This is a genomic window from Chitinophaga silvisoli (genome assembly GCF_003412465.1).
Classification (GTDB): Bacteria; Bacteroidota; Bacteroidia; order Chitinophagales; family Chitinophagaceae; genus Chitinophaga; species Chitinophaga silvisoli.
In genome coordinates this window covers 86,653-105,760 of the sequence record NZ_QTJV01000009.1, presented here as the reverse complement: position 1 = coordinate 105,760, position 19,108 = coordinate 86,653, and the positions used below count along the sequence as shown (strand labels likewise).

The following is a 19,108-nucleotide window of genomic DNA, read 5'->3' as shown; positions in this document are numbered from 1 at the left end:
TACTAATCATGAAGATAAAAGAAATAAAACTCCTCACAAACAACCTCTCCCAGACCATTCTTTTTTACACCCAGACTCTCGGTTTCAAAACATCTCATCAAACAGCTACCAGCATCAGCCTGCATGCCGGCAGCAGCATCCTCACTTTTACAGCAAACAACATCATCCCTTCTCCCATCTACCATTTCGCCTTCAACATCCCGCAAAACCAGTTACCCGAAGCCATCAGCTGGCTCAGTGATAAAGCTCCTCTGCTGCCTGTAACCGACGAAAGTAATATTGCCGAATTTAAACTCTGGAATGCAAACGCTGTATACTTCACAGATAATAATGGCAACCTGTTGGAACTGATCGCCCGCCATGACTTACCCAATAGCAGTGATTCTCCTTTCACCATTGCCGCTATAGAATGCATCAGTGAGATAGGCATCGCTGTAGACAATGTTCCTGACTATACTTCAAAATTAGGATTGGAATATTTTGCCAAACAGCCCCCGATGGAGAAATTTGCAGCAATAGGAGATGACAATGGATTATTAATTTTTGCTGAGGTAAACAGGAACTGGTTCCCTACCAATATTCCCGCTGCTAAATTCCCATTGGAAGTGTTCTATGAAAATGGGCAACTGATTATCCCTGCTTAATAAAACGCATATCATCCCTGCTCAATAAAACGCATCGACTGCATAGCCGCCAGATCCCTGTATTTATGCCTGTCCTGAATGGTATATTGCTGCGGCTGACCCAGGTCCCGCAGCAAGCTTGCCTGTGCGGCCAGTTCATTCTGTACAATCGGCAATGACAAAAACTCATATTCCGGTCCATTAGAAGCCACAATCCCATGTATCACTTCTATCGGCAACTCTCCCGCGCGGGCACCATATCTCCTGCCCGACATCACCCCATCATAAATATTGCTAAACGCAATGACCAGCAGGGTAATGCAAAACTCACTTAATACATCCTCCCGCATATCATCATACGTCTCATGCAGTATATTCCTTGGGTTGATAAACTCTCCTTCATCATTAAATTCCGCCGGGTAAGTCCTGCCAAATACCTCATTAAACGCATCCTTGTCTACACGCCTCTCTGCTACTGCCGCCCAGCAGTACTCCCACATCTCCTGCAGCAGTTCAAAATGCGCTTCATAACCTTCGTGGTTTTTCTCCAGCAGGTCGTATGCATACGCTATATTCCACATGTTCCAGAATAGCAGGTTTTCCTGCAATACTCCCGAAAATCCAGTTTTCATTTTTCTTTAATAATTTGGGTAGTGTCCATTGCCTCGTCCGGCAGACTGACCTGGTACAATCTTCAAATTTACCTGCTTTGCCGCCAAACAAGGCAGGGGGCAAAATTACGGCAAAAGATCTATTCCAGCATAAATAGGCTCCCTGGTGGCCGGAATATCGTATTTTAGCCATTTTTTCGTGGAAATAGGTTTCGTTATCACTACTGACCTCGATTTAGACAAGGGCCTGCATGCAGGTGATTACGCATACTATTTTTCATAAGCCCGCAAATTCTGAAGATGATGTTGTACGGTCACTACCTGGATATAATTACACAGATTGAGCATGACCCGGATTGTATCGTGTCACGCCTGCAGCAGCCTATCAAACTGGACTTTCCATTACCAGATGATCTGAAGTATTACCTGGAACATTATAGTGCTATCCGGTTCTTCCCGGCTACTGACTATTCCATCCGCATAGTCGGGTTACCCGGCTTCCAGCGGGCCAACCCGGTAATAGTAGGAGAGGAAGCACCTGATGATGTCAGCCATTACTGGTATATCATTGCTGAGGATGGAAATACCCAGTATATCACGATCGACATTGGGGTAGACAGGCAGGGGCGTTGCTACGATAGTTTCTGGGACAGGCATGGATTGCCGGGAGAGCAGGTCGTGGTGGCTAAAAGTTTTACAGAGTTGTTAGAACGGCTATATGCCGCCAGAGGCGGTAGGTGGTTCTGGCTGGAAGATAGTTTTGAAAATTATGGAGATGCGTATGATCAGTGATCGGTGAATGGTCTTTAAATAAGCAATTATCTGGTTTTTCTTTTTTCAATCATCTCTATTGCCTTTTCCATCAACTCATCCCTCCCTTCACGTAAGCCTTTTATCGAGGGATATAAAGGATAATCTATGCATACTCCCACACGCTGTGTCGGTTTATTATCAGGATAAAATACCCCTAATCCGGTTATCAAAGTATGTATGCCTCCCGGCAGATCAATATAAGAAACATCACCATCTGCCCCGGCCGTAGTACTACCTAAGACCTTTACATTGGCTGAACTTTGGAATGCCATGGTGGTATACTCCGCCTGACTTTGTGTAGATGAGTTAACGATCACAACTACCGGCCCCTTAAACAGGCTATCCTTTAATCCGCCGTTTTCTTCATCATCCGGGAAATACCGGAAAGCCCCCGGATATTCTACTGTGCCCATTGAGAACTTTGCAAACGGGCTTTTCTCTTCCTTGATATAATTCCCAAATGTATAGGGCATGAAATCCGACGGATAGCAACGCATATCTATAATCATCCCTTTCACCCCCCAAAATGCCTTCCTGATGTCAGGCAGCATCTCATTGCTATATTTTCCCGGGTATACAAGTCCAATATTATTGTCGAGCACTGTATACGGCTTGTATTGCTCCTGTTTCGTATTCCTTCTGCCTTTATTGAGATCTACCATTGGAACAGCATAATCAAATCGCTGCCCATGCCTGTTTATGGTGAGCTTGATCCTGGTTTTGTTACTTCTTAAAAGGTGCATTCCGGGCAGGTTGCGCAGTACTACATCATAATTCGAAGCAGGAGAATAGGGCAGGTATTTTTTTATTAATGTATCCACTGGTACATCATCTATTTTCTCAATAATATCACCCAGGGCCAATTTTTCTTTTACATCCAGCGTATCCGTATGCAAATCAGTAATCAGCAGTTTGCCTTCTGCAAAAATGGCTTTAAATGGCGCTGCATACCTGCCCCTGAATGAATCAATGGCGCTATTGCCATCATAGATATTTGCGTGCGTATCGTGGATCCTACCTATTATTTTTAAAACTGCCAGGGAATATTCCATTTCATTTTTTGCATGTACAAAATCAGGCAATGAACTGCCCAGTACCAGTGTCCAGTCTTCCCCGATTATATCCCGGTAAGGATAGAAATAGTTGATAATGCCCCAATACCTGAATAAGGAAAGCAGCCTGTAGCCGGCATCCGGAAAAGGCATGTCCGCATACCCATTTTCATGGCTAAAATCGGGATTACTTTCCGGTCCTAGTGTGACATAATAATTCGGCTGTATGTTACGGTTGTCCCGGATGTATTCCAGTTTTTTTGTCAGGGTAGTACCTAAGACTTTCCCATTCAGCAGGGTCCCATAATCCGGGCGGTATAGATATTTTTTTGCCGCGATTGCTTTGCAGGTCTTACAGCTGTCAGGTGTCGGCAATTTATCGAGGAATGCCTCAAGCGAAGCACTGAGGGCTTTGTTATTTTTCGCTGCTAATACACCCGGCAATAAGCGGAATAATTCAGCATCCCAGTTAAAGTCGCCCCTTGCAATAGCAGGATGGTGGTATTTCAAAAAGGCCCAGAACTGCCCGGCATAGGATAAATTGGTCAACTGCTGTGGAGTGAGCTGCATATCCCGGATGCCGGAACCATGTCTGAATAAGGTATCTGAAAGCATCTTAAGAGGCTGTCTTGTAGCTGTCTGCGCCTTGCTCAGCGGCAGATCATCCACCAGCACTTCCAGGTCATCTATCCAGATTTTACCTGTATCCACGAGGTAGCAGCCAAGGGTTATGGTATTCACCCTATTCGCATCATAAGGCAAACTGATCGTCACCTGCGTCCAGTCCTTAGTCCCTGTTATATGGGCTTCCGGCATATAATCACTTGCAAAGATCCTGTCCTTCGCTTCATAGAGTTCCATATACAACCCAGCAGAGCCTTTATCTACATGGTCTGTTTTAATATAACCCCGCAGGGTGATCTTATTCCCTTTATACAAATCAGGAATTGTGAAATTGAAGCTGTTGAAATTGTTGTTAGGAGTTTTGCATGCAAGCTGCATTGCATACCTGCCGCCATGTACCACAATACTATCCTGTATGGGAATAAAGTCTTTGACGGCTGATACATCATAATTTAAGGTCCATCCGCTGGTACCATTTTCAAAATCTCCATTAAATATTTGCTGGGCCCGGGTTGAACTGGTTAACAATACAGTTAGCACCAATAACAGGTGTTTCATACTCTCTAATATGGGTGAGGGTACTAATATAACTAAAATTATTATTTCTCAAAGCCCAGCCCAATCAGCCTATACCCCTCATCCGTTCTTAAAAAATCCAGGCTACCCTTTTCATTACTGTTCCCGATAAAAACACTGATCAGCGGATATCGCCACTCTTTCGCCTGGAAACAATTGTTTATATACTGATTATAACGAGGCCCCTCAAAAATATAAGGGTTAAGCCCTTCCGTCATGAAAGTAAAATCCTCTACTTGCCTGAACATAGCCTGTATATAATCCCAATGCTTCTCTACAAACTTCTCCCTATCCTCAAACACCCATCCCTTTGCTTCGTCCCAATAAGAGATTTCCGGAAATGAATGCGTTATCATTTTTTCCTTTGTCAGCCCCGGCAGCAGATCCCTGCGCAGCCACTGACTAAACTCTTTATTAAACACCTGTATCGTATAGTATAGCCCGTTCACACCCTTATAACTTACCCGCGTTGTATCTGTAGCCGGTTGGTCAGTTATTTGCAGGGAATACATGTTCAGGTGCGGTACCTCTTTAAATTCTTCTACCAATACCTGATTGCTGGTATCTATCAGCGAAACCTTTCCTCCGCTATAAAAATAATGCTCCCCGTCAGGTTCCTTTTTCGCGCCCTGCAACGCCACTAAAACGCCATTTGTAACCATGGAAACATAATTATACTTCGCCGGCACTACCACCTTTCCTTCACGGTTTAAGACCCCTGTCTTATCAGTTTTATGGTCTGTAAACCGGATGAAGCCCTCATTCTCACAATCAAAAGCATTGTCAAACATATACAAGCTATCTGTTCCTGCTTTTTTCATTGAACGGAACAAATAGTAACCATGCCAGTTACCCGCTTTCTCCTCTGTCATAACAGCAACGACATCCTGGAATTTATTGCCGCCTACCTGTACAAATTGTGGGGCGAGAACGACTCCTGATTGGGCGTTCTTAAAACCGGTTAGGGAAGAATCTGCATTGTAAATAGCGGTAAAGTCCTGGGCAACAAGTGAATGGCTGCAATAAAGCAGGGTTGTGATAAGCAAGGTTTTTCTCATGAATTTCCGTTTAGAATAATAAAGATGCAGGGTGATTGAAATTCCATAAATTAGTATAAATCCTATATTTTATGATCAATTCCCTCAAAATCCCTTTATTGATTTTTTTCCTGTGTTGTTCCTTTCAAACATTTTGCCAGCTTACTAATCCACGCACCCTTTCTGACGAATGGGGAGAATATGGTATCGGAGATCCTTACATTTTTAAATTCAGGGGTAAGTTCTACCTGTACTGTAGTACCCGCGATGATCAGAGTGGTGTAAAATGCTGGAGCAGCTGGGACCTGGCCACCTGGACCTACGAAGGGCTGGCGGTGCCTGCATCCGTCACGATTTCCAAAGGTGCCTATGCGCCTGAAGTCATCTACTGGAACGGCACTTTTTACATGTATACCTCACCGGCAGGTAATGGGCATTATGTATTGTCCGCCGATAGTCCTACAGGCCCTTTCTCTTTGCAGACCGGCAACCTGGGGCATTCTATCGATGGTTCGGTCTTCATTGATGACAATGCCGCTATGTATTTCACGAACGCCGGTGGCAGTGGCATACAAGGGGCTGCGATGAGCAGTCCTCTCGTGCTCGGATCTGCTACAACGCTTAGTGGAGCCAATCTCAATGGCTGGACCGAAGGCTCTACCTTGTTCAAACGCAATGGGGTATACTACCTCACTTACACCGGCAACCATGTATTCAGTAAGGGCTACCGGGTGAACTATGCTACTGCAGGCACTCCTTTAGGTAGCTACACCGCGGCGGCCAACAATCCCATCCTGCTCAATACCGAAGGCACTTTCTTTGGCCTGGGGCATAGCAGTTCCTTTATCGGTCCTGACCTCGACAGCTGGTACATCACCTATCATAACCTGCTTGGTCAAAGTAGTATCGTAGGCCCTAACCGGAAGCTGAATATCGACCCAATGGGCTTTAATGGTGATAGGATCCAGGTGTACGGCCCTACAAACTGGGTACAACCCTCACCTGCATTGCCTACCTTTTATGACCGCTTTGACCGGACGGACATCGGTGGCACCTGGACCAATATCAATGGTGGCACCTGGGGCATCTACAACCAGGAATTAATGTGGCAGGATACGAAGACGACCACTACCTGGTATAAGCAAATCAATACCACTGCCAGTGCAGCAAATTACACGGCAGAATTCAATATGAAAGAAATGGGGAGGGGGTCCAATGCCGCCCGCTTCGGCGCAGTGTTTTCCTACATCGATGAAAACACTTACGGCACTGCATTGCTCAGTAGTTATGACAACACACTGGAAACAGATATCAAGGTAAATGGTACCTCCATCGGTGTAAATGCCATCGCCCTGCCTCCAGGGTATGATTACCAGAAATGGCATGTGATCAGGATAGAAAAAGAAGGCACTACTTTCAGGATTTATGTAGATGGTATGCTGAAATCTACGCGTACTGCAAACATTACCAGTGGCGGTAAAATTGGTGTCACCACCTATAGCGATCATGCCGATTTTGGCTATACAGCTTTTAGCAATAAGGTGAATGGCAGTGGTGTCTTCAGTTTTTATAAACCTGTTCCCGGTACGCTCCCTGCCGTGCATTACAATGAGGGTGGGGAAGGAGTTGGCTACCACGACCTTTCTGCTGGTAATACCGGAGGCAAATATCGTTCAGACAATGTGGACATTCGTGATTGTGAAGAAGGCGGAGAGAATATAGGCTGGAACCAAACCGGCGAATGGTACAATTACAATGTAAACGTTCAGGCAACGGGACCCTATCACCTGGGTCTGAGATATGCCACTACTTACACCTCCTGCAAACTGCGCGTATACTGTGATGGTGCCGATGTATCAGGGGTCATAGCCATTCCTGCTACGGGTGCCTGGACGGCATGGCGTACAGCTGTCTTAAAGAACCTGGCCCTTCCCGCCGGCAATCATACCATTCGCCTGGAAACCGTAGAAGGTGAATTTGATTTTGCTACATTGAAATTCGAAACAGGTAGCACGATCACTCCCAGTGGTGCTGACAATTTCGATGCAGGTAGTTTCTCCGCATTATGGAACTATGACAACGGTCCATGGGCAGTAGCTTCCGCCAAAGCCGGCATCAATGGATTTGGAAAAAGAACCATGGGCAATACAGGCTGGACGGATTATTCTGTAGAAGCAGACCTGACATGTCCTTCTGCCGGTAATGGTGGTTTGATCTTCCGTTCCCGCAACCCTGCTGCGGAGCAGTTTGGGCAGTCTACTGCTACCAGTTCTGACTACCAGCAGGGATATTATGCAGGTATAGAGGCGGGTGGAATTGTGTTTGGAAAGGAAAACTTTAACTGGACGACACTTGCTTACAAAAGTCAGGCGCTGACGGCCGGACAAACTTACAAACTCAGGGCAGTGATCAATGGTGCGGATATAAAGATCTACCTGAATGATATGCTTACTCCCGTCATTGAATACACGGACCCGAATCCTTTCATCAGTGGTAAGGCTGGCCTGCGGGTACATGCGGCTAATACGACCTTTGACAATTTCATCATATCAACAGATACAGGAACAGGATTGCTCAATTGCAGGGTGGAAAACTAGTCAGCTGTGCATGATGGGCGATGTTAAGGTCCAATGCATAATGGGCGATGGTACTGTTCAATACATAATGGGCGATGGTACTATTCAATACATGAAGGGCCATGTTACAGTTCAATGCATAATTGGCCATGTTACAGTCCAATCATGAACAACAGATGCAGTGGTAATTATTATCAGTTATTAACTGAAGTAATTACACCTATTTTACCCGGATGGCCTGGGCATGCAACTTACCCCACTTGCCCAGTGCCATCACTACATCATACAGCGTATGACTATAATCCGTGAGTCGATAAGTATCTTCCACTTTTTGTACAAATCCATTCAACTCCAGTGCCTTCAATTCAGTAGAAAGCACCGTCGCAGAAATTCCCTGCACCAGTCTTTGTATTTCATTAAAGCGGGATGGATTATCCAGCAAGGCTGTAATCACCCTTAGTTTCCACTTACCGCCTATCACATACAGCGCGTCATCTACTGCCGATAGGAGTGGCGTACATTGTTGATTTTCCATATAGTAAGGTAGACCTTAGTATTGATCAATGAATAGACAAATGTAGCTAGTTTCGTAAAATGAAATACAAATTATTAGGCAAACAAACTGGTCTGTTTGCCAGCGAAATGGCATTGGGTACCGGCAACTTCGGTACTGCAAAAGGGTATGGCGCAGCAAAGGACGAAGCACGTAAAATCTTCCATGCATACACCGACCAGGGCGGCAACTTCATTGATACATCCGATATGTACCAGTTAGGAGAAGCGGAGACTATGATTGGAGATTTCATCACGGGCAAGAGGAGTAATTATATCATCGCTACTAAATATGCAAGGGGCAATCCTGCCGGACCTGCACCTGCCAACACCGGTAATCATCGAAAGGCGATGAGAGCGGCAGTAGAAGGGAGCTTACGCCGCTTAAAGACGGATTATATCGATTTGTACCTGGCACATTTTGATGACCAGTTTACCCCGGCTGCTGAAATAGCGGGAGGACTGGAAGACCTGGTGAAAAGCGGCAAAGTGCTGTATACCGGCTTATCTAATTTCTCTCCCTGGCGCAGTACGGCTGTGGCTATGAAGACTTCGCTGACGGCTGTACAAATAGAATACAACCTGTTGCAGCGTGCTACTGAACAGGAATATTTTCCTATGGCCAATGAACTGGGACTGGCTATCATGGGCTATTCTCCAATGGCAGGGGGATTACTGACGGGGAAATACAGGAAGGGGGAAACGGGGCGTATTACGATGATGGGAAGTGTGGGAATTGGTACGGAGAATGAAGTCCTGGATGTAATGAATGTCATTGCCGCTGAATTGGATGCCACAACGGGACAGGTAGCGATTGCCTGGGCAAAAGCCAAAGGGGTATTTCCAATCATAGGAGCGAGGACACTGGAGCAGTTGAATGAGTGTATAGGGGCTGCTGCGTTGGAGCTGAATGCGGAGCAGATGACACGTTTAAATACGGTTACACAGCCCGCACTGGTATATCCGGCTACGCTCAATGTACAGGAGATGATGCCTTATAGCAAATAAAAATATTCATGAAAGAGGGAATTCACCAAAGGGGATGAAAACCTATTTCAAATAAAAAAGAGGTTGCATCAAAAGTAATTTGAGGGTATTGAGAATTAAAAAACGAAAATTCTCTTTCCCAGGTAGCCGATTTAATCCGGGGATTTTACTTTTGATACAACCTCTGTTTCTTTTATTTTACATCGAATCTATCCAGGTTCATCACCTTCGTCCACACTTTCACAAAGTCCTGCACAAACTTATCTTTACCATCTGCACTACCATACACTTCAGCAATCGCCCTCAGCTCTGCATTGGATCCAAATACCAGGTCAGCACGGGTGGCGGTCCACTTCACATTGCCGGTGGCACGGTCCGTACCTTGAAATAATTCCTGGTCTGCAGATACTGCTTTCCATGCAGTATTCATATCCAGCAGGTTCACAAAGAAGTCATTGGTCAGTTTGCCCGGCGTAGTAGTGAATACACCATCACCAGATCCATCATAATTGATATTGATGACACGCAGACCACCCATCAGCGCTGTCAGCTCAGGAGCTGTAAGTGTAAGCAGGTGTGCTTTATCAATCAGCAATGATTCTGTAGACACGGATGATTTATACTTGCGGTAGTTACGGAAACCATCCGCTATAGGTTCCAGGTAGCCTACAGACTCTACATCTGTCTGCTCCTGCGAAGCATCCATACGACCAGGTGTGAATGGTACGGTGATGTCGTGACCGGCATCCTTCGCCGCTTTCTCAATCGCGGCACTCCCTGCCAGTACGATCAGGTCAGCAATGGATATTTTCTTAGCTGATTCTTTCTGGATAGCAGTCAATGTATCCAATACCTTTTGTAACTGGGTAGGGTTGTTTACTTTCCAGTATCTCTGTGGCGCAAGACGGATGCGTGCACCATTGGCACCACCACGCTTATCAGAACCACGGAAGGTGGAAGCGGAAGCCCATGCAGTAGACACCAGTTCAGAGACGCTGAGACCGGAAGCCAGGATTTTTTCTTTCAGTGCAGCAATGTCCGCATCATTCACCAGCTCATGATCTACAGCCGGAATCGGATCCTGCCAGAGCAAATCTTCCTGTGGTGCATCAGGTCCGAGATACAGTACTTTAGGTCCCATATCACGGTGAGTAAGTTTGAACCATGCTCTTGCAAAAGCATCTGCAAAGGCATCCGGGTTTTCCAGGAAGTTCCTTGAGATCTTTTCATATGCCGGGTCGAACCTTAAAGAAAGGTCGGTAGTGAGCATAGTCGGACGGTGTTTTTTGCCCTGATCATATGCATCCGGAATAATAGTATCAGCATCTTTAGCTACCCATTGGTGTGCACCTGCAGGGCTCTTGGTCAGTTCCCATTCAAAGCCGAAGAGGTTTTCGAAGAAGTTATTGCTCCATTGGGTAGGTGTTTTTGTCCATATTACTTCGAGCCCGCTGGTAATCGTATCTGCACCTTTACCGGAGCCATAGCTGTTGCTCCAACCCAGGCCCTGTGCTTCGATGCCGGCGGCTTCAGGTTCCTTACCTACGTGCGTAGCCGGAGCTGCACCGTGGGTCTTACCAAAGCTGTGTCCGCCTGCAATGAGGGCAACAGTTTCTTCATCATTCATTGCCATACGACCAAAGGTATCACGGATATCTTTGGCAGCGGCAACAGGATCAGGATTACCATCCGGTCCTTCAGGGTTTACATAGATCAAACCCATCTGCACGGCAGCCAGGGGTTTGTCCAGGTAGCGGGAGTGAATATCGCCATCCGCATTATCATCTGATACCAGTACACCATGTTCTGCCACCACACCTTCTGAGCCATGTGCATAGCGCACGTCGCCGCCCAGCCAGGTAGTTTCAGAACCCCAGTATACATCTTCTTCAGGTTCCCATTTATCTACGCGTCCGCCTGCGAAGCCAAAGGTTTTGAAGCCCATGGATTCAAGCGCAACGTTTCCGGTCAGAATCATCAGGTCAGCCCACGAAATCTTGTTTCCATATTTTTGTTTGATAGGCCAGAGCAACCTGCGGGCTTTGTCCAGGCTCACGTTGTCAGGCCAGCTGTTGAGCGGCGCAAAACGTTGCTGACCCGAACCAGCACCACCACGTCCGTCAGTCACACGGTAAGTACCTGCACTATGCCATGCCATACGGATAAATAAAGGACCATAATGGCCAAAGTCAGCCGGCCACCATTCCTGAGAATCAGTCATGAGGGCATGAAGGTCTTTTTTTACAGCTTCGAGATCGAGGCTTTTAAAGGCTTCGGCATAGTTAAATTCGTCGCCAAGAGGGTTAGATAAAGGCGAGTGCTGACGGAGAATGTTGAGTTTGAGTTGATCGGGCCACCAGTCGCGATTTCTGGTGCCGCCACCAGCAACTGTGTTTTTCATACTGCCATTGTGGAAAGGACATTTGCTGATGTCGTTTGATTCTTTTCCCATTGTTTTTAGTTTATGGTATTAAATGAATGCGTACCTGTTTATGTAATCGGGATGCTAAAATTAGGACTTTAGAGATATAAACGAAATTAATATATTCTATAATTTAATAGTTTAAATCTATATAGGGGCATTTATTAATAACTAATAATAGGACAAGTTTGTTCAAATAAAACGACTCTTTCCATTCTGACAAAAGAAATCTTCTTTTTTTCACAAAAAAATAACCCCGGAGTAGATACCCCGGGGTGTTTCAAAACCTAAAATTAAAATACAAATCCTAAATCTGTTCTTAATACTTTGCATCAGCTTTCAGATAGATCTTTTTCTTTTCTGTCTGCTTCTGAATACTCTTATATATTTTATTAGTAAATGAACTGTCCACATCCGCAGCGTTCCTTGTCTTCAGATCTTTCTCTATATACTCCTGCCTCAGCTTCACATACTTTGCCAGTTCCTTATTTAAGCTATCTCTTTCCGCCACCTTCTTCTTTAAATACCCTTCTCTCTCCGCTACCGTCATGGTCTTCATTTCATCCGGCAGTTCCTCCGTTTTTATTGCCTCTACAGATACCGACTTATCTTTATAATTCTCCAGCAATTCCTTCTTACCATAATAAGCTCCTTTTCCTGCCTTTGTTGTATTATATTCCGCACGTTGAGCCTTTACATTCGAAGACACATTTGAACTGATATATTTACTCTTAGACACCTTCGCTGAATAAGCGGTCTTTTCCTCCGCATTTCCATAATAGATCCTGCTGTCGTCCAGCCTGTCGGATAATTGCGCTATCTGGTCATCATACGGAGTATTTACCTGTATATCATTTGCATCCATATTCACCTGCGTGAAGCTTCCCTGGTTACACTGGGCAATATCTCTCCATATCTTTTTCGCATTATAATTATCTCCCATCAGGATCGTATTCAGCACAATATCTTTCTGTGTGGCCAGCTTACAACTCACCGGGTACTTCACATCATCCCTGTAGTCCATATGGGGTGGACAATCTCCCACTAAAAACACCGTCTTATAGGTACTGCCTGCAGTATCCCATTTAAACTTCGTGATTGCCTCATTCAGGGCCTGGTTCACACTTTCCGGACTATCCCCTCCGCCATCTGCCGTCATCTGCATCAGCTGCTCATACACATCATCCATATCGCCGGATAATGCGACTCTTCTTGTTATAAACTGGTCGCCCCTGTCCCTGTAAAAGATCAGGCCTATCTCAATCGCCGGTGCAGGATCGGCCTGTGCCAGGCTGCCGGCAATAGACCAGATCTTTTCCTTGGCAGCGCCAATTAAACCTGACATGCTACCTGTAGCATCCAGTGCAAAAACAACCTGGATTTTAGCCTGGGAACGGGGGGAATCAGCAGTTGAGTAGGGGGAATCAGCAAGCGTGTAGGGAGAATCTATATCCGAAGGTGGGGCAACAGCAGCGGAACGCTTTCTCACAGCGCCCATTAATAGCAAAGCACAGAAAAAGGTGCTTACGGGGATAAGGTACTTTGGACTCATGGAAAAGGATTTTCTACCATGATTCGCAGAAAATCCTTTTTCCATAAATATAAATGTTAAGAAAAACCTAAAGGTTGCGGACTGGCTACCTTATAAGCCGGCGCTTTCAGCTCCGCCGCTTCGCGCAGGGTGATCATCCGCTTCAGCTGAGGATCCCATACTTTCAGCCTTAAGCAGGCAATAATCTCCCTGATCCGCAGACTGGTTGTTTTAGCATCCTGCAGCTCCGGAATGTCAGCCATCACCTGCGGCAAACGGTAAAATGGAATCCGCGCATTCAGATGGTGAATATGATGATAACCGATATTCGCGGTTACCCAGTTCATAAATGGTGACATCACCATAAAACTGGATGACAATAGTGCCGCTTCATGGTAGCACCAATCCTCATTATCATTGAACGTCACTCCCGGGAAATTATGCTGGGCATAAAACAGGTAAGCCCCCATACAGCAGGAAATGGAAAATGGAATCAGGATAAACAGGGCCCATGCCTGCCAGCCCAGGAAATACACGATGGCAGCACTACCGCAGAAATGAAGTACCAGCGCCAGTAAACTATCCAGGTGCTTCTTCGGACTACTCAAAAATGATTGCAGGCACATACCGATCATAAACATAGACAGGTAACCTGCCAGGATGGTCAGCGGATGCCTGGTGAAGAGGTAAGACCTCCTTTCTTTACGGCTCATCTGCTCAAACTTCTGCCTGGTGGCAATAGGGTAGGAGCCAATGCTGGCGCTGAACAATTTGGAATTATGTTTATGGTGATAGTCATGAGATCTCTTCCAGATACTGGTAGGTGCCAGGATGTAAATCCCGAAAATCGTCATGATAGCATCGGCCAGCTTTGAATTGTGTAATATGGTATGGTGCTGGTGATCATGATAGATCACAAAGGTCCGCACAATCAGTAATCCTGCAAAAATGCTGGCAGCAAGTCTTGCTACAAAGTAAGGCAATACCAGCGTGCCACTCAAAGCGAGGATCAGCAAGCCCAAAGATGTAATGAGGTGGAACCAGCTCCTGGACCTGATTTCATTGGCATAAGGTTTCGTTGCCAGGATGAGGTCTTTCCCTTCGCGCATAGGATGTTTAATTTTAACGTTGTGGTGTAAATCGGAATTATATGCTTGCTACCGCTTCTTCCTGCGGTTGTGGTTGGCGTTTATGTTTCCATCTCCTGTGTGACCATAACCAGGTGGATGGCTGGGCTATAATATCACGCTCCAGCTGCTTTGTATGAATATCTGTGATCTCGCCCTCTGCCAGCGTGGTGGGTGCTTCAATCAGCATGGATGCCTCTACTGAATAGTAACCTCTCTTCACCTTGTTCACCGCCACATACACAATCGGGTAGTTCATTTTCTGCGCAATCTTTTCAGTTCCTTTAAAGACGGGCGTATCCTGGTTCAGAAATGTTGTCCAGTGTGCGGTAGCGGGTTGTGGTGACTGATCGGCTATGAATGCAGTGGCGTTTATTTCTTTCCTGTTTTTTACCATCTCGCGGAATGTATCCTGCATGGCATACAACTTAGTGCCAAAACGGGTCCGCATCTTATACATCAGCGCATCCATATTCTTGTTGGACAGCGGATGATAGATCACATACAACTGTTGCTTGAGCAAAATGCTGAACGAATTACCCGCCCATTCCCAGTTGCCCTTGTGCCCCATTACCAATATCACACTCTTACCTTCCTCCGCCAGCTGGTTAAAGAGGGCAATGGTCTCAGGCGTAAAAGCACACCTTTTCACCATGGCTTCTTTGCTGATGGTAAGGGTTTTGAATGTTTCGAGGAACATGTCGCAGAGATAGTGGTAGAAATCTTTGCAGATCTTCTTCAGCTCCTGTTCCGACTTTTCGGGGAACGAAGCACGAAGATTACTCATGACAACCTTTTTCCGGTAGGAAAGGACATGATAAAGCAGCACATACATTACGTCAGCCAGCAGATACAATACCCGAAAAGGCAAAAGCGCCAGGCCGTAGACAATCAGTTGCAGTAGGTAATAGGTAAAGGACAATTTTCTCTAAAGTTTTGGGGTAAATGTATGTTAATTTATTAGTATTTAATAATTTCTGAGAATAAATATAAAAAGGTGAGCAAACGATTTCGTTTACTCACCCAGATTAACTATTTCCTGGATCCTTTTTAAGCGCGTTTCCGGTCGTTTAGCCAGTACAAGTTTTTGGAGGTAGGTTTTTTGCACTGACCGGCTTAAACTCCTGAAATGAGCCTTTGAACCACGCCTGGATGTAAAAGCTTGCTCCAGGTCTTTGGGGATGATAAGGGCTTCGGCCTCGTCCAGGATGGACCAGCTACCATTTTTCCGGGCCAGGGCCACGCATTTACGGCCGGCAGGAGTCATTAATCCGGCTGCCGTAAGTCGCTTTATTTTTTCTTTGTTGATCTTTGACCAGACACTCCCTGCCTTCCGCTTTGTGAAGAACTGCATGAACTTTTCTTCATCAATAGTACGGGCTGTGCTGTCAATCCACCCAAAACAAAGGGCTTCATCTACAGCTTCACTCCAGCTGAGCGTAGGGCGGTTCGCCTGCTTTTTATAATACACCAGCCATACTGACCGGGCACTGGCATGGTGCTCCTGCAGCCATTGCCGCCATTCCTGCCTGTTGGCCGGACAAAAGGTTACTGCTTCCATCATTTCAAGGTGATTAAGATCATATTTACAAGGAGGAGGCCTGCCAGGTGATAGCTGGCGCCGGTAATGCCGAACATTGGGTTTAAGTGTGCGAATTGAGTGATCATTTAACTTTTAGGTTTATAGCACAAAGCTATTGGGGGGATGTGACAGCCCTATGTCAGGAGCTTCAGTAGTTCCAAAATACCCTGCTTAGCCAGGCCCACTTTGAAAACTATAATTTTCCCTTTGAATACTTAAATGCTCCCCTGCCAGCTCCCTTTAACTTTGATCTAAAAACTACAAGATGATTGCAGCCAAAGGATATGCCGCCTTACAAGCCGGCACTGAACTCTCCCCCTGGACATTCGAAAGAAGAGCCCTGACACCTCACGACGTACTGATCGAAATATTATATTGTGGTGTTTGCCATACAGACCTTCACTGCATCAGGAACGACTGGTTCCCCGGCATCTTTCCCATGGTACCGGGTCACGAAATCGTAGGCAGGGTGATTGAAGCAGGTGAACATGTGACTAAACTTAAAGTCGGAGATCTTGGTGGAGTAGGTGTGATGGTAGATGCATGCATGGAATGTGAAGACTGCCGCAATGACCAGGAGCAGTTCTGCCAGGTGAGCCCTGTGCAGACATACAATAACCTGCAAAAAGATGGTACCCCTGCTTACGGCGGTTACTCCAATCTCATCGTGGTGCGGGAAGAATTCGTTCACCATATTGCAGATACATTGCCGCTGGCAGGCGTAGCACCGCTCCTATGTGCAGGTATCACCACTTACTCTCCTATACGCAACTGGAATATAGGCAAGGGACATAAAGTGGCCGTAGTGGGCCTGGGAGGCCTGGGTCATATGGCCGTGAAATTTGCCGTGGCATTTGGTGCCGAAGTAACCGTACTCAGTACCTCAGAAAGAAAAAGGGCAGCCGCATCAAAACTCGGCGCACATCATTTCGTCGTAACTACGGATGAAGAACAATTCAAATCAGTACAGCGCTCCTTCCATTTCATTATCGACACGGTAGCTGCCGATCATGATATCAATCCTTACCTCGCCGCACTGAAGACCAACGGCGTTTATATCAATGTAGGTATACCTTCAAAACCCTGGTCTATTCCTTCACTCAGTCTTGTTGCAGGTAATAAGGTGGTCACTGGTTCGGGTGCAGGTGGCCTGGCACAAACCCAGGAAATGCTGGACTTCTGCGCTGAACATAACATCGTTGCCGATGTGGAAGTGATTAAAATACAGGATATCCATACCGCTCTTGAGCGCCTGGAGAAAGGAGATGTACTTTATCGTTTTGTAATTGATATGAGTACCTTATAAATAAAGAGGTTGTATCAAAAGTAATCTGAAGGCATTGAGAAGTACATAAACAAAAATTCTCTCCGTCAGGACCCCGAATTAAATTCCGGGAACTTTACTTTTGATACAACCTCTTCTGAAATAGATTTCATTCCCCTTAGGGAATTCCCTCTTTCATAAATGATTTATTATTTTTTATGCTGTAGCCATTCTATATACCTGCGCTCTAAAAAAGTATTTCCCTCTCTCAGCCATTGCTGCGTCTGTACCGTGAAATGATCCCCGGGATAATATGCAAATTCAAGATCCGCATGCAGCTTTTTCATCTTCTCCTCCATTAACCTGACAGGATAGTTCAGCAGGAAATTATCCTGGTTCCCCACCGTAATCCTTATTTTACCATTCAATTTTCCTCCAATCTCTTCCCAGTGCTGCAGCAGATAAGCTGTAATATCATATTGCTTCCAGTGATTAAACACCGTCTTATCTATTTCCCCGGTCTTTGTATCTACTATCCGCAGCGGAATACCATCTGCTCCCTTCGGTCCAAACACGGCATCAAATGAATGCATCTGTTCTCCCCTGTTAATGACATCTTCCATCTGGTATGCATTGCGCATGTAGATCCAGGGCACTTGTCCGGCGATGGTACCTAGTGGACGCAGGGTACTATCTTTATCATAAAACATGTTCTCATGTGCATACATGTCGATCTTCATGAAGCTGTGAAAATCTACCGGGTCAGGAGAACTGGACCAGCAGGCCGTAAATTGATCCGGGTACTGCGTCTGCAACCATAATACTGTCCATCCGCCACTACTATGTCCATACAGGAAACGCGCGCCATTGCAGCGATACTGTTTCTCCAGCTGTGGAATAAATTCTTTGATCAGTGCATCGGACCATGGACCATTGTTATCACTGTTTGCATATACACTATGACCTGATGGACAATTTCCATCCAGGTACACACCAATACAGGGAATGGTATCTATAGGCTCCATGGGATTCGGATAGCCCGAAAAATAATGGTAATTGCCGGTGTAGCCAAATACTACAAACTTGACAGGAAACCGCCGTTTAGGATCGGTATAATACTCCTTCGGCAAGCGGACCGCTGCATTCAGCGAATAAGGTGTATGATGAAACCCGCCCAGCAATGCAGAAGGTACTTTGAACTCCTTCATATATTCCGTTTCCCTGAAAGAATATGCAGGAATTATCTTATCAGCTACAATCTTCACAAATTGCGTACTCTCCCGCCGGATTGTTATCCTTTGCGGAGCGCTATATAAATTGCCGGGTGACTGCCCTATAAACTGGCCGCCCAGATTACGGTCCCATACTACCTGGATAATATAATCGCCCTGTTCCAGGTCATGCATAGGTACCGGATAAGTGAACCCTGATTTCAACAACACGGTTTCTCCGGGATGTACATTTTCTACATCCATTCTTATACAGGGCGCGTTGTCCAGCAGGGACGAAGCCAGCCTGGGTTCCTTCGCGGTTTTGGATAAGTAAAAAAGGATGCTGCCGGAAAATGGGGTGGAAAGCAGGCTATCAGGAAAACTGACGCTGATTTGTTGGGCAAAGGATTGAATGCAAAAGAGCATTGAGCAAACAAAAACGGAAATTGGTTTCATAACAGCGTATGTGTCTTCTGCCTAATTTAAAGAGAATTTTTATATCTTTTGCAATATTTAAAGT

Annotated in this window: 15 protein-coding genes; 5 read left to right on the top strand and 10 right to left on the bottom strand. The window is 45.7% G+C overall.

Annotated features, from left to right (window positions below):
* Nucleotides 1-8: 8 nt before the first annotated feature.
* Nucleotides 9-644: a VOC family protein gene (locus tag DXN04_RS22135; protein ID WP_116855588.1), complete on the top strand. Its 636-nt coding sequence runs from the start codon at nucleotides 9-11 to the stop codon at nucleotides 642-644.
* 11 nt (nucleotides 645-655) lie between these two features.
* On the opposite strand, the gene DXN04_RS22130 is transcribed toward DXN04_RS22135, so the two are convergent.
* Entirely contained in the window at nucleotides 656-1,255 is a 600-nt protein-coding gene (locus tag DXN04_RS22130; RefSeq protein WP_116855587.1) for a hypothetical protein, read from the bottom strand.
* Nucleotides 1,256-1,534: 279 nt separating this feature from the next.
* Here DXN04_RS22130 and DXN04_RS22125 point away from each other — a divergent pair, with 279 nt between their 5' ends.
* Nucleotides 1,535-2,026 carry an SMI1/KNR4 family protein gene (locus DXN04_RS22125; RefSeq protein WP_199415107.1) on the top strand — a complete coding sequence of 164 codons (492 nt, stop codon included), beginning with the start codon at nucleotides 1,535-1,537 and terminating at the stop codon, nucleotides 2,024-2,026.
* A 26-nt stretch (nucleotides 2,027-2,052) separates the two neighbouring features.
* Here the strand turns inward: DXN04_RS22125 and DXN04_RS22120 are convergent, their stop codons facing one another.
* On the bottom strand, nucleotides 2,053-4,281 hold the full coding sequence (locus tag DXN04_RS22120) for a S41 family peptidase (protein WP_116855586.1): 2,229 nt from the start codon (nucleotides 4,279-4,281) through the stop codon (nucleotides 2,053-2,055).
* A gap of 41 nt (nucleotides 4,282-4,322) precedes the next feature.
* Nucleotides 4,323-5,357, bottom strand: a complete 1,035-nt coding sequence (locus DXN04_RS22115; RefSeq protein ID WP_116855585.1) for a WG repeat-containing protein — start codon at nucleotides 5,355-5,357, stop codon at nucleotides 4,323-4,325.
* 71 nt (nucleotides 5,358-5,428) lie between these two features.
* On the opposite strand from DXN04_RS22115, the gene DXN04_RS22110 reads away from it, so the two are divergent.
* Nucleotides 5,429-7,933, top strand: coding sequence for a family 43 glycosylhydrolase (locus DXN04_RS22110; RefSeq protein ID WP_116855584.1), 2,505 nt, complete (start codon nucleotides 5,429-5,431; stop codon nucleotides 7,931-7,933).
* A gap of 199 nt (nucleotides 7,934-8,132) precedes the next feature.
* On the opposite strand, the gene DXN04_RS22105 is transcribed toward DXN04_RS22110, so the two are convergent.
* Nucleotides 8,133-8,447, bottom strand: a complete 315-nt coding sequence (locus tag DXN04_RS22105; protein WP_116855583.1) for a winged helix-turn-helix transcriptional regulator — start codon at nucleotides 8,445-8,447, stop codon at nucleotides 8,133-8,135.
* Between the two features lie 59 nt (nucleotides 8,448-8,506).
* Here DXN04_RS22105 and DXN04_RS22100 point away from each other — a divergent pair, with 59 nt between their 5' ends.
* Complete coding sequence (locus tag DXN04_RS22100; RefSeq protein WP_116855582.1) at nucleotides 8,507-9,472, top strand: aldo/keto reductase; 966 nt, start codon at nucleotides 8,507-8,509, stop codon at nucleotides 9,470-9,472.
* Between the two features lie 172 nt (nucleotides 9,473-9,644).
* Here the strand turns inward: DXN04_RS22100 and katG are convergent, their stop codons facing one another.
* The 5 genes from katG to DXN04_RS22075 all read right to left on the bottom strand — a co-directional run bounded on the left by katG (nucleotide 9,645) and on the right by DXN04_RS22075 (nucleotide 16,095).
* Entirely contained in the window at nucleotides 9,645-11,903 is a 2,259-nt protein-coding gene (gene katG / locus DXN04_RS22095; protein WP_116855581.1) for a catalase/peroxidase HPI, read from the bottom strand.
* A gap of 289 nt (nucleotides 11,904-12,192) precedes the next feature.
* Nucleotides 12,193-13,425 carry a vWA domain-containing protein gene (locus DXN04_RS22090; RefSeq protein WP_147320030.1) on the bottom strand — a complete coding sequence of 411 codons (1,233 nt, stop codon included), beginning with the start codon at nucleotides 13,423-13,425 and terminating at the stop codon, nucleotides 12,193-12,195.
* Between the two features lie 56 nt (nucleotides 13,426-13,481).
* Nucleotides 13,482-14,513 carry a fatty acid desaturase family protein gene (locus DXN04_RS22085; protein WP_116855579.1) on the bottom strand — a complete coding sequence of 344 codons (1,032 nt, stop codon included), beginning with the start codon at nucleotides 14,511-14,513 and terminating at the stop codon, nucleotides 13,482-13,484.
* A gap of 37 nt (nucleotides 14,514-14,550) precedes the next feature.
* Complete coding sequence (locus DXN04_RS22080; protein ID WP_116855578.1) at nucleotides 14,551-15,453, bottom strand: lysophospholipid acyltransferase family protein; 903 nt, start codon at nucleotides 15,451-15,453, stop codon at nucleotides 14,551-14,553.
* A 93-nt stretch (nucleotides 15,454-15,546) separates the two neighbouring features.
* Nucleotides 15,547-16,095 carry a YdeI/OmpD-associated family protein gene (locus tag DXN04_RS22075; protein WP_116855577.1) on the bottom strand — a complete coding sequence of 183 codons (549 nt, stop codon included), beginning with the start codon at nucleotides 16,093-16,095 and terminating at the stop codon, nucleotides 15,547-15,549.
* 283 nt (nucleotides 16,096-16,378) lie between these two features.
* On the opposite strand from DXN04_RS22075, the gene DXN04_RS22070 reads away from it, so the two are divergent.
* Complete coding sequence (locus DXN04_RS22070) at nucleotides 16,379-17,419, top strand: NAD(P)-dependent alcohol dehydrogenase (RefSeq protein ID WP_116855576.1); 1,041 nt, start codon at nucleotides 16,379-16,381, stop codon at nucleotides 17,417-17,419.
* Between the two features lie 167 nt (nucleotides 17,420-17,586).
* On the opposite strand, the gene DXN04_RS22065 is transcribed toward DXN04_RS22070, so the two are convergent.
* Nucleotides 17,587-19,044, bottom strand: coding sequence for an alpha/beta hydrolase-fold protein (locus DXN04_RS22065; RefSeq protein ID WP_116855575.1), 1,458 nt, complete (start codon nucleotides 19,042-19,044; stop codon nucleotides 17,587-17,589).
* Nucleotides 19,045-19,108 lie beyond the last annotated feature (64 nt).

Bases quoted from the DNA above. Each gene is read 5' to 3' on its own strand.
- DXN04_RS22135 (WP_116855588.1), top strand. From the start codon at position 9: ATGAAGATAAAAGAAATAAAACTCCTCACAAACAACCTCTCCCAGACC.
- DXN04_RS22130 (WP_116855587.1), bottom strand. From the start codon at position 1,255: ATGAAAACTGGATTTTCGGGAGTATTGCAGGAAAACCTGCTATTCTGG.
- DXN04_RS22125 (WP_199415107.1), top strand. From the start codon at position 1,535: ATGATGTTGTACGGTCACTACCTGGATATAATTACACAGATTGAGCAT.
- DXN04_RS22120 (WP_116855586.1), bottom strand. From the start codon at position 4,281: ATGAAACACCTGTTATTGGTGCTAACTGTATTGTTAACCAGTTCAACC.
- DXN04_RS22115 (WP_116855585.1), bottom strand. From the start codon at position 5,357: ATGAGAAAAACCTTGCTTATCACAACCCTGCTTTATTGCAGCCATTCA.
- DXN04_RS22110 (WP_116855584.1), top strand. From the start codon at position 5,429: ATGATCAATTCCCTCAAAATCCCTTTATTGATTTTTTTCCTGTGTTGT.
- DXN04_RS22105 (WP_116855583.1), bottom strand. From the start codon at position 8,447: ATGGAAAATCAACAATGTACGCCACTCCTATCGGCAGTAGATGACGCG.
- DXN04_RS22100 (WP_116855582.1), top strand. From the start codon at position 8,507: ATGAAATACAAATTATTAGGCAAACAAACTGGTCTGTTTGCCAGCGAA.
- katG (WP_116855581.1), bottom strand. From the start codon at position 11,903: ATGGGAAAAGAATCAAACGACATCAGCAAATGTCCTTTCCACAATGGC.
- DXN04_RS22090 (WP_147320030.1), bottom strand. From the start codon at position 13,425: ATGAGTCCAAAGTACCTTATCCCCGTAAGCACCTTTTTCTGTGCTTTG.
- DXN04_RS22085 (WP_116855579.1), bottom strand. From the start codon at position 14,513: ATGCGCGAAGGGAAAGACCTCATCCTGGCAACGAAACCTTATGCCAAT.
- DXN04_RS22075 (WP_116855577.1), bottom strand. From the start codon at position 16,095: ATGATGGAAGCAGTAACCTTTTGTCCGGCCAACAGGCAGGAATGGCGG.
- DXN04_RS22070 (WP_116855576.1), top strand. From the start codon at position 16,379: ATGATTGCAGCCAAAGGATATGCCGCCTTACAAGCCGGCACTGAACTC.
- DXN04_RS22065 (WP_116855575.1), bottom strand. From the start codon at position 19,044: ATGAAACCAATTTCCGTTTTTGTTTGCTCAATGCTCTTTTGCATTCAA.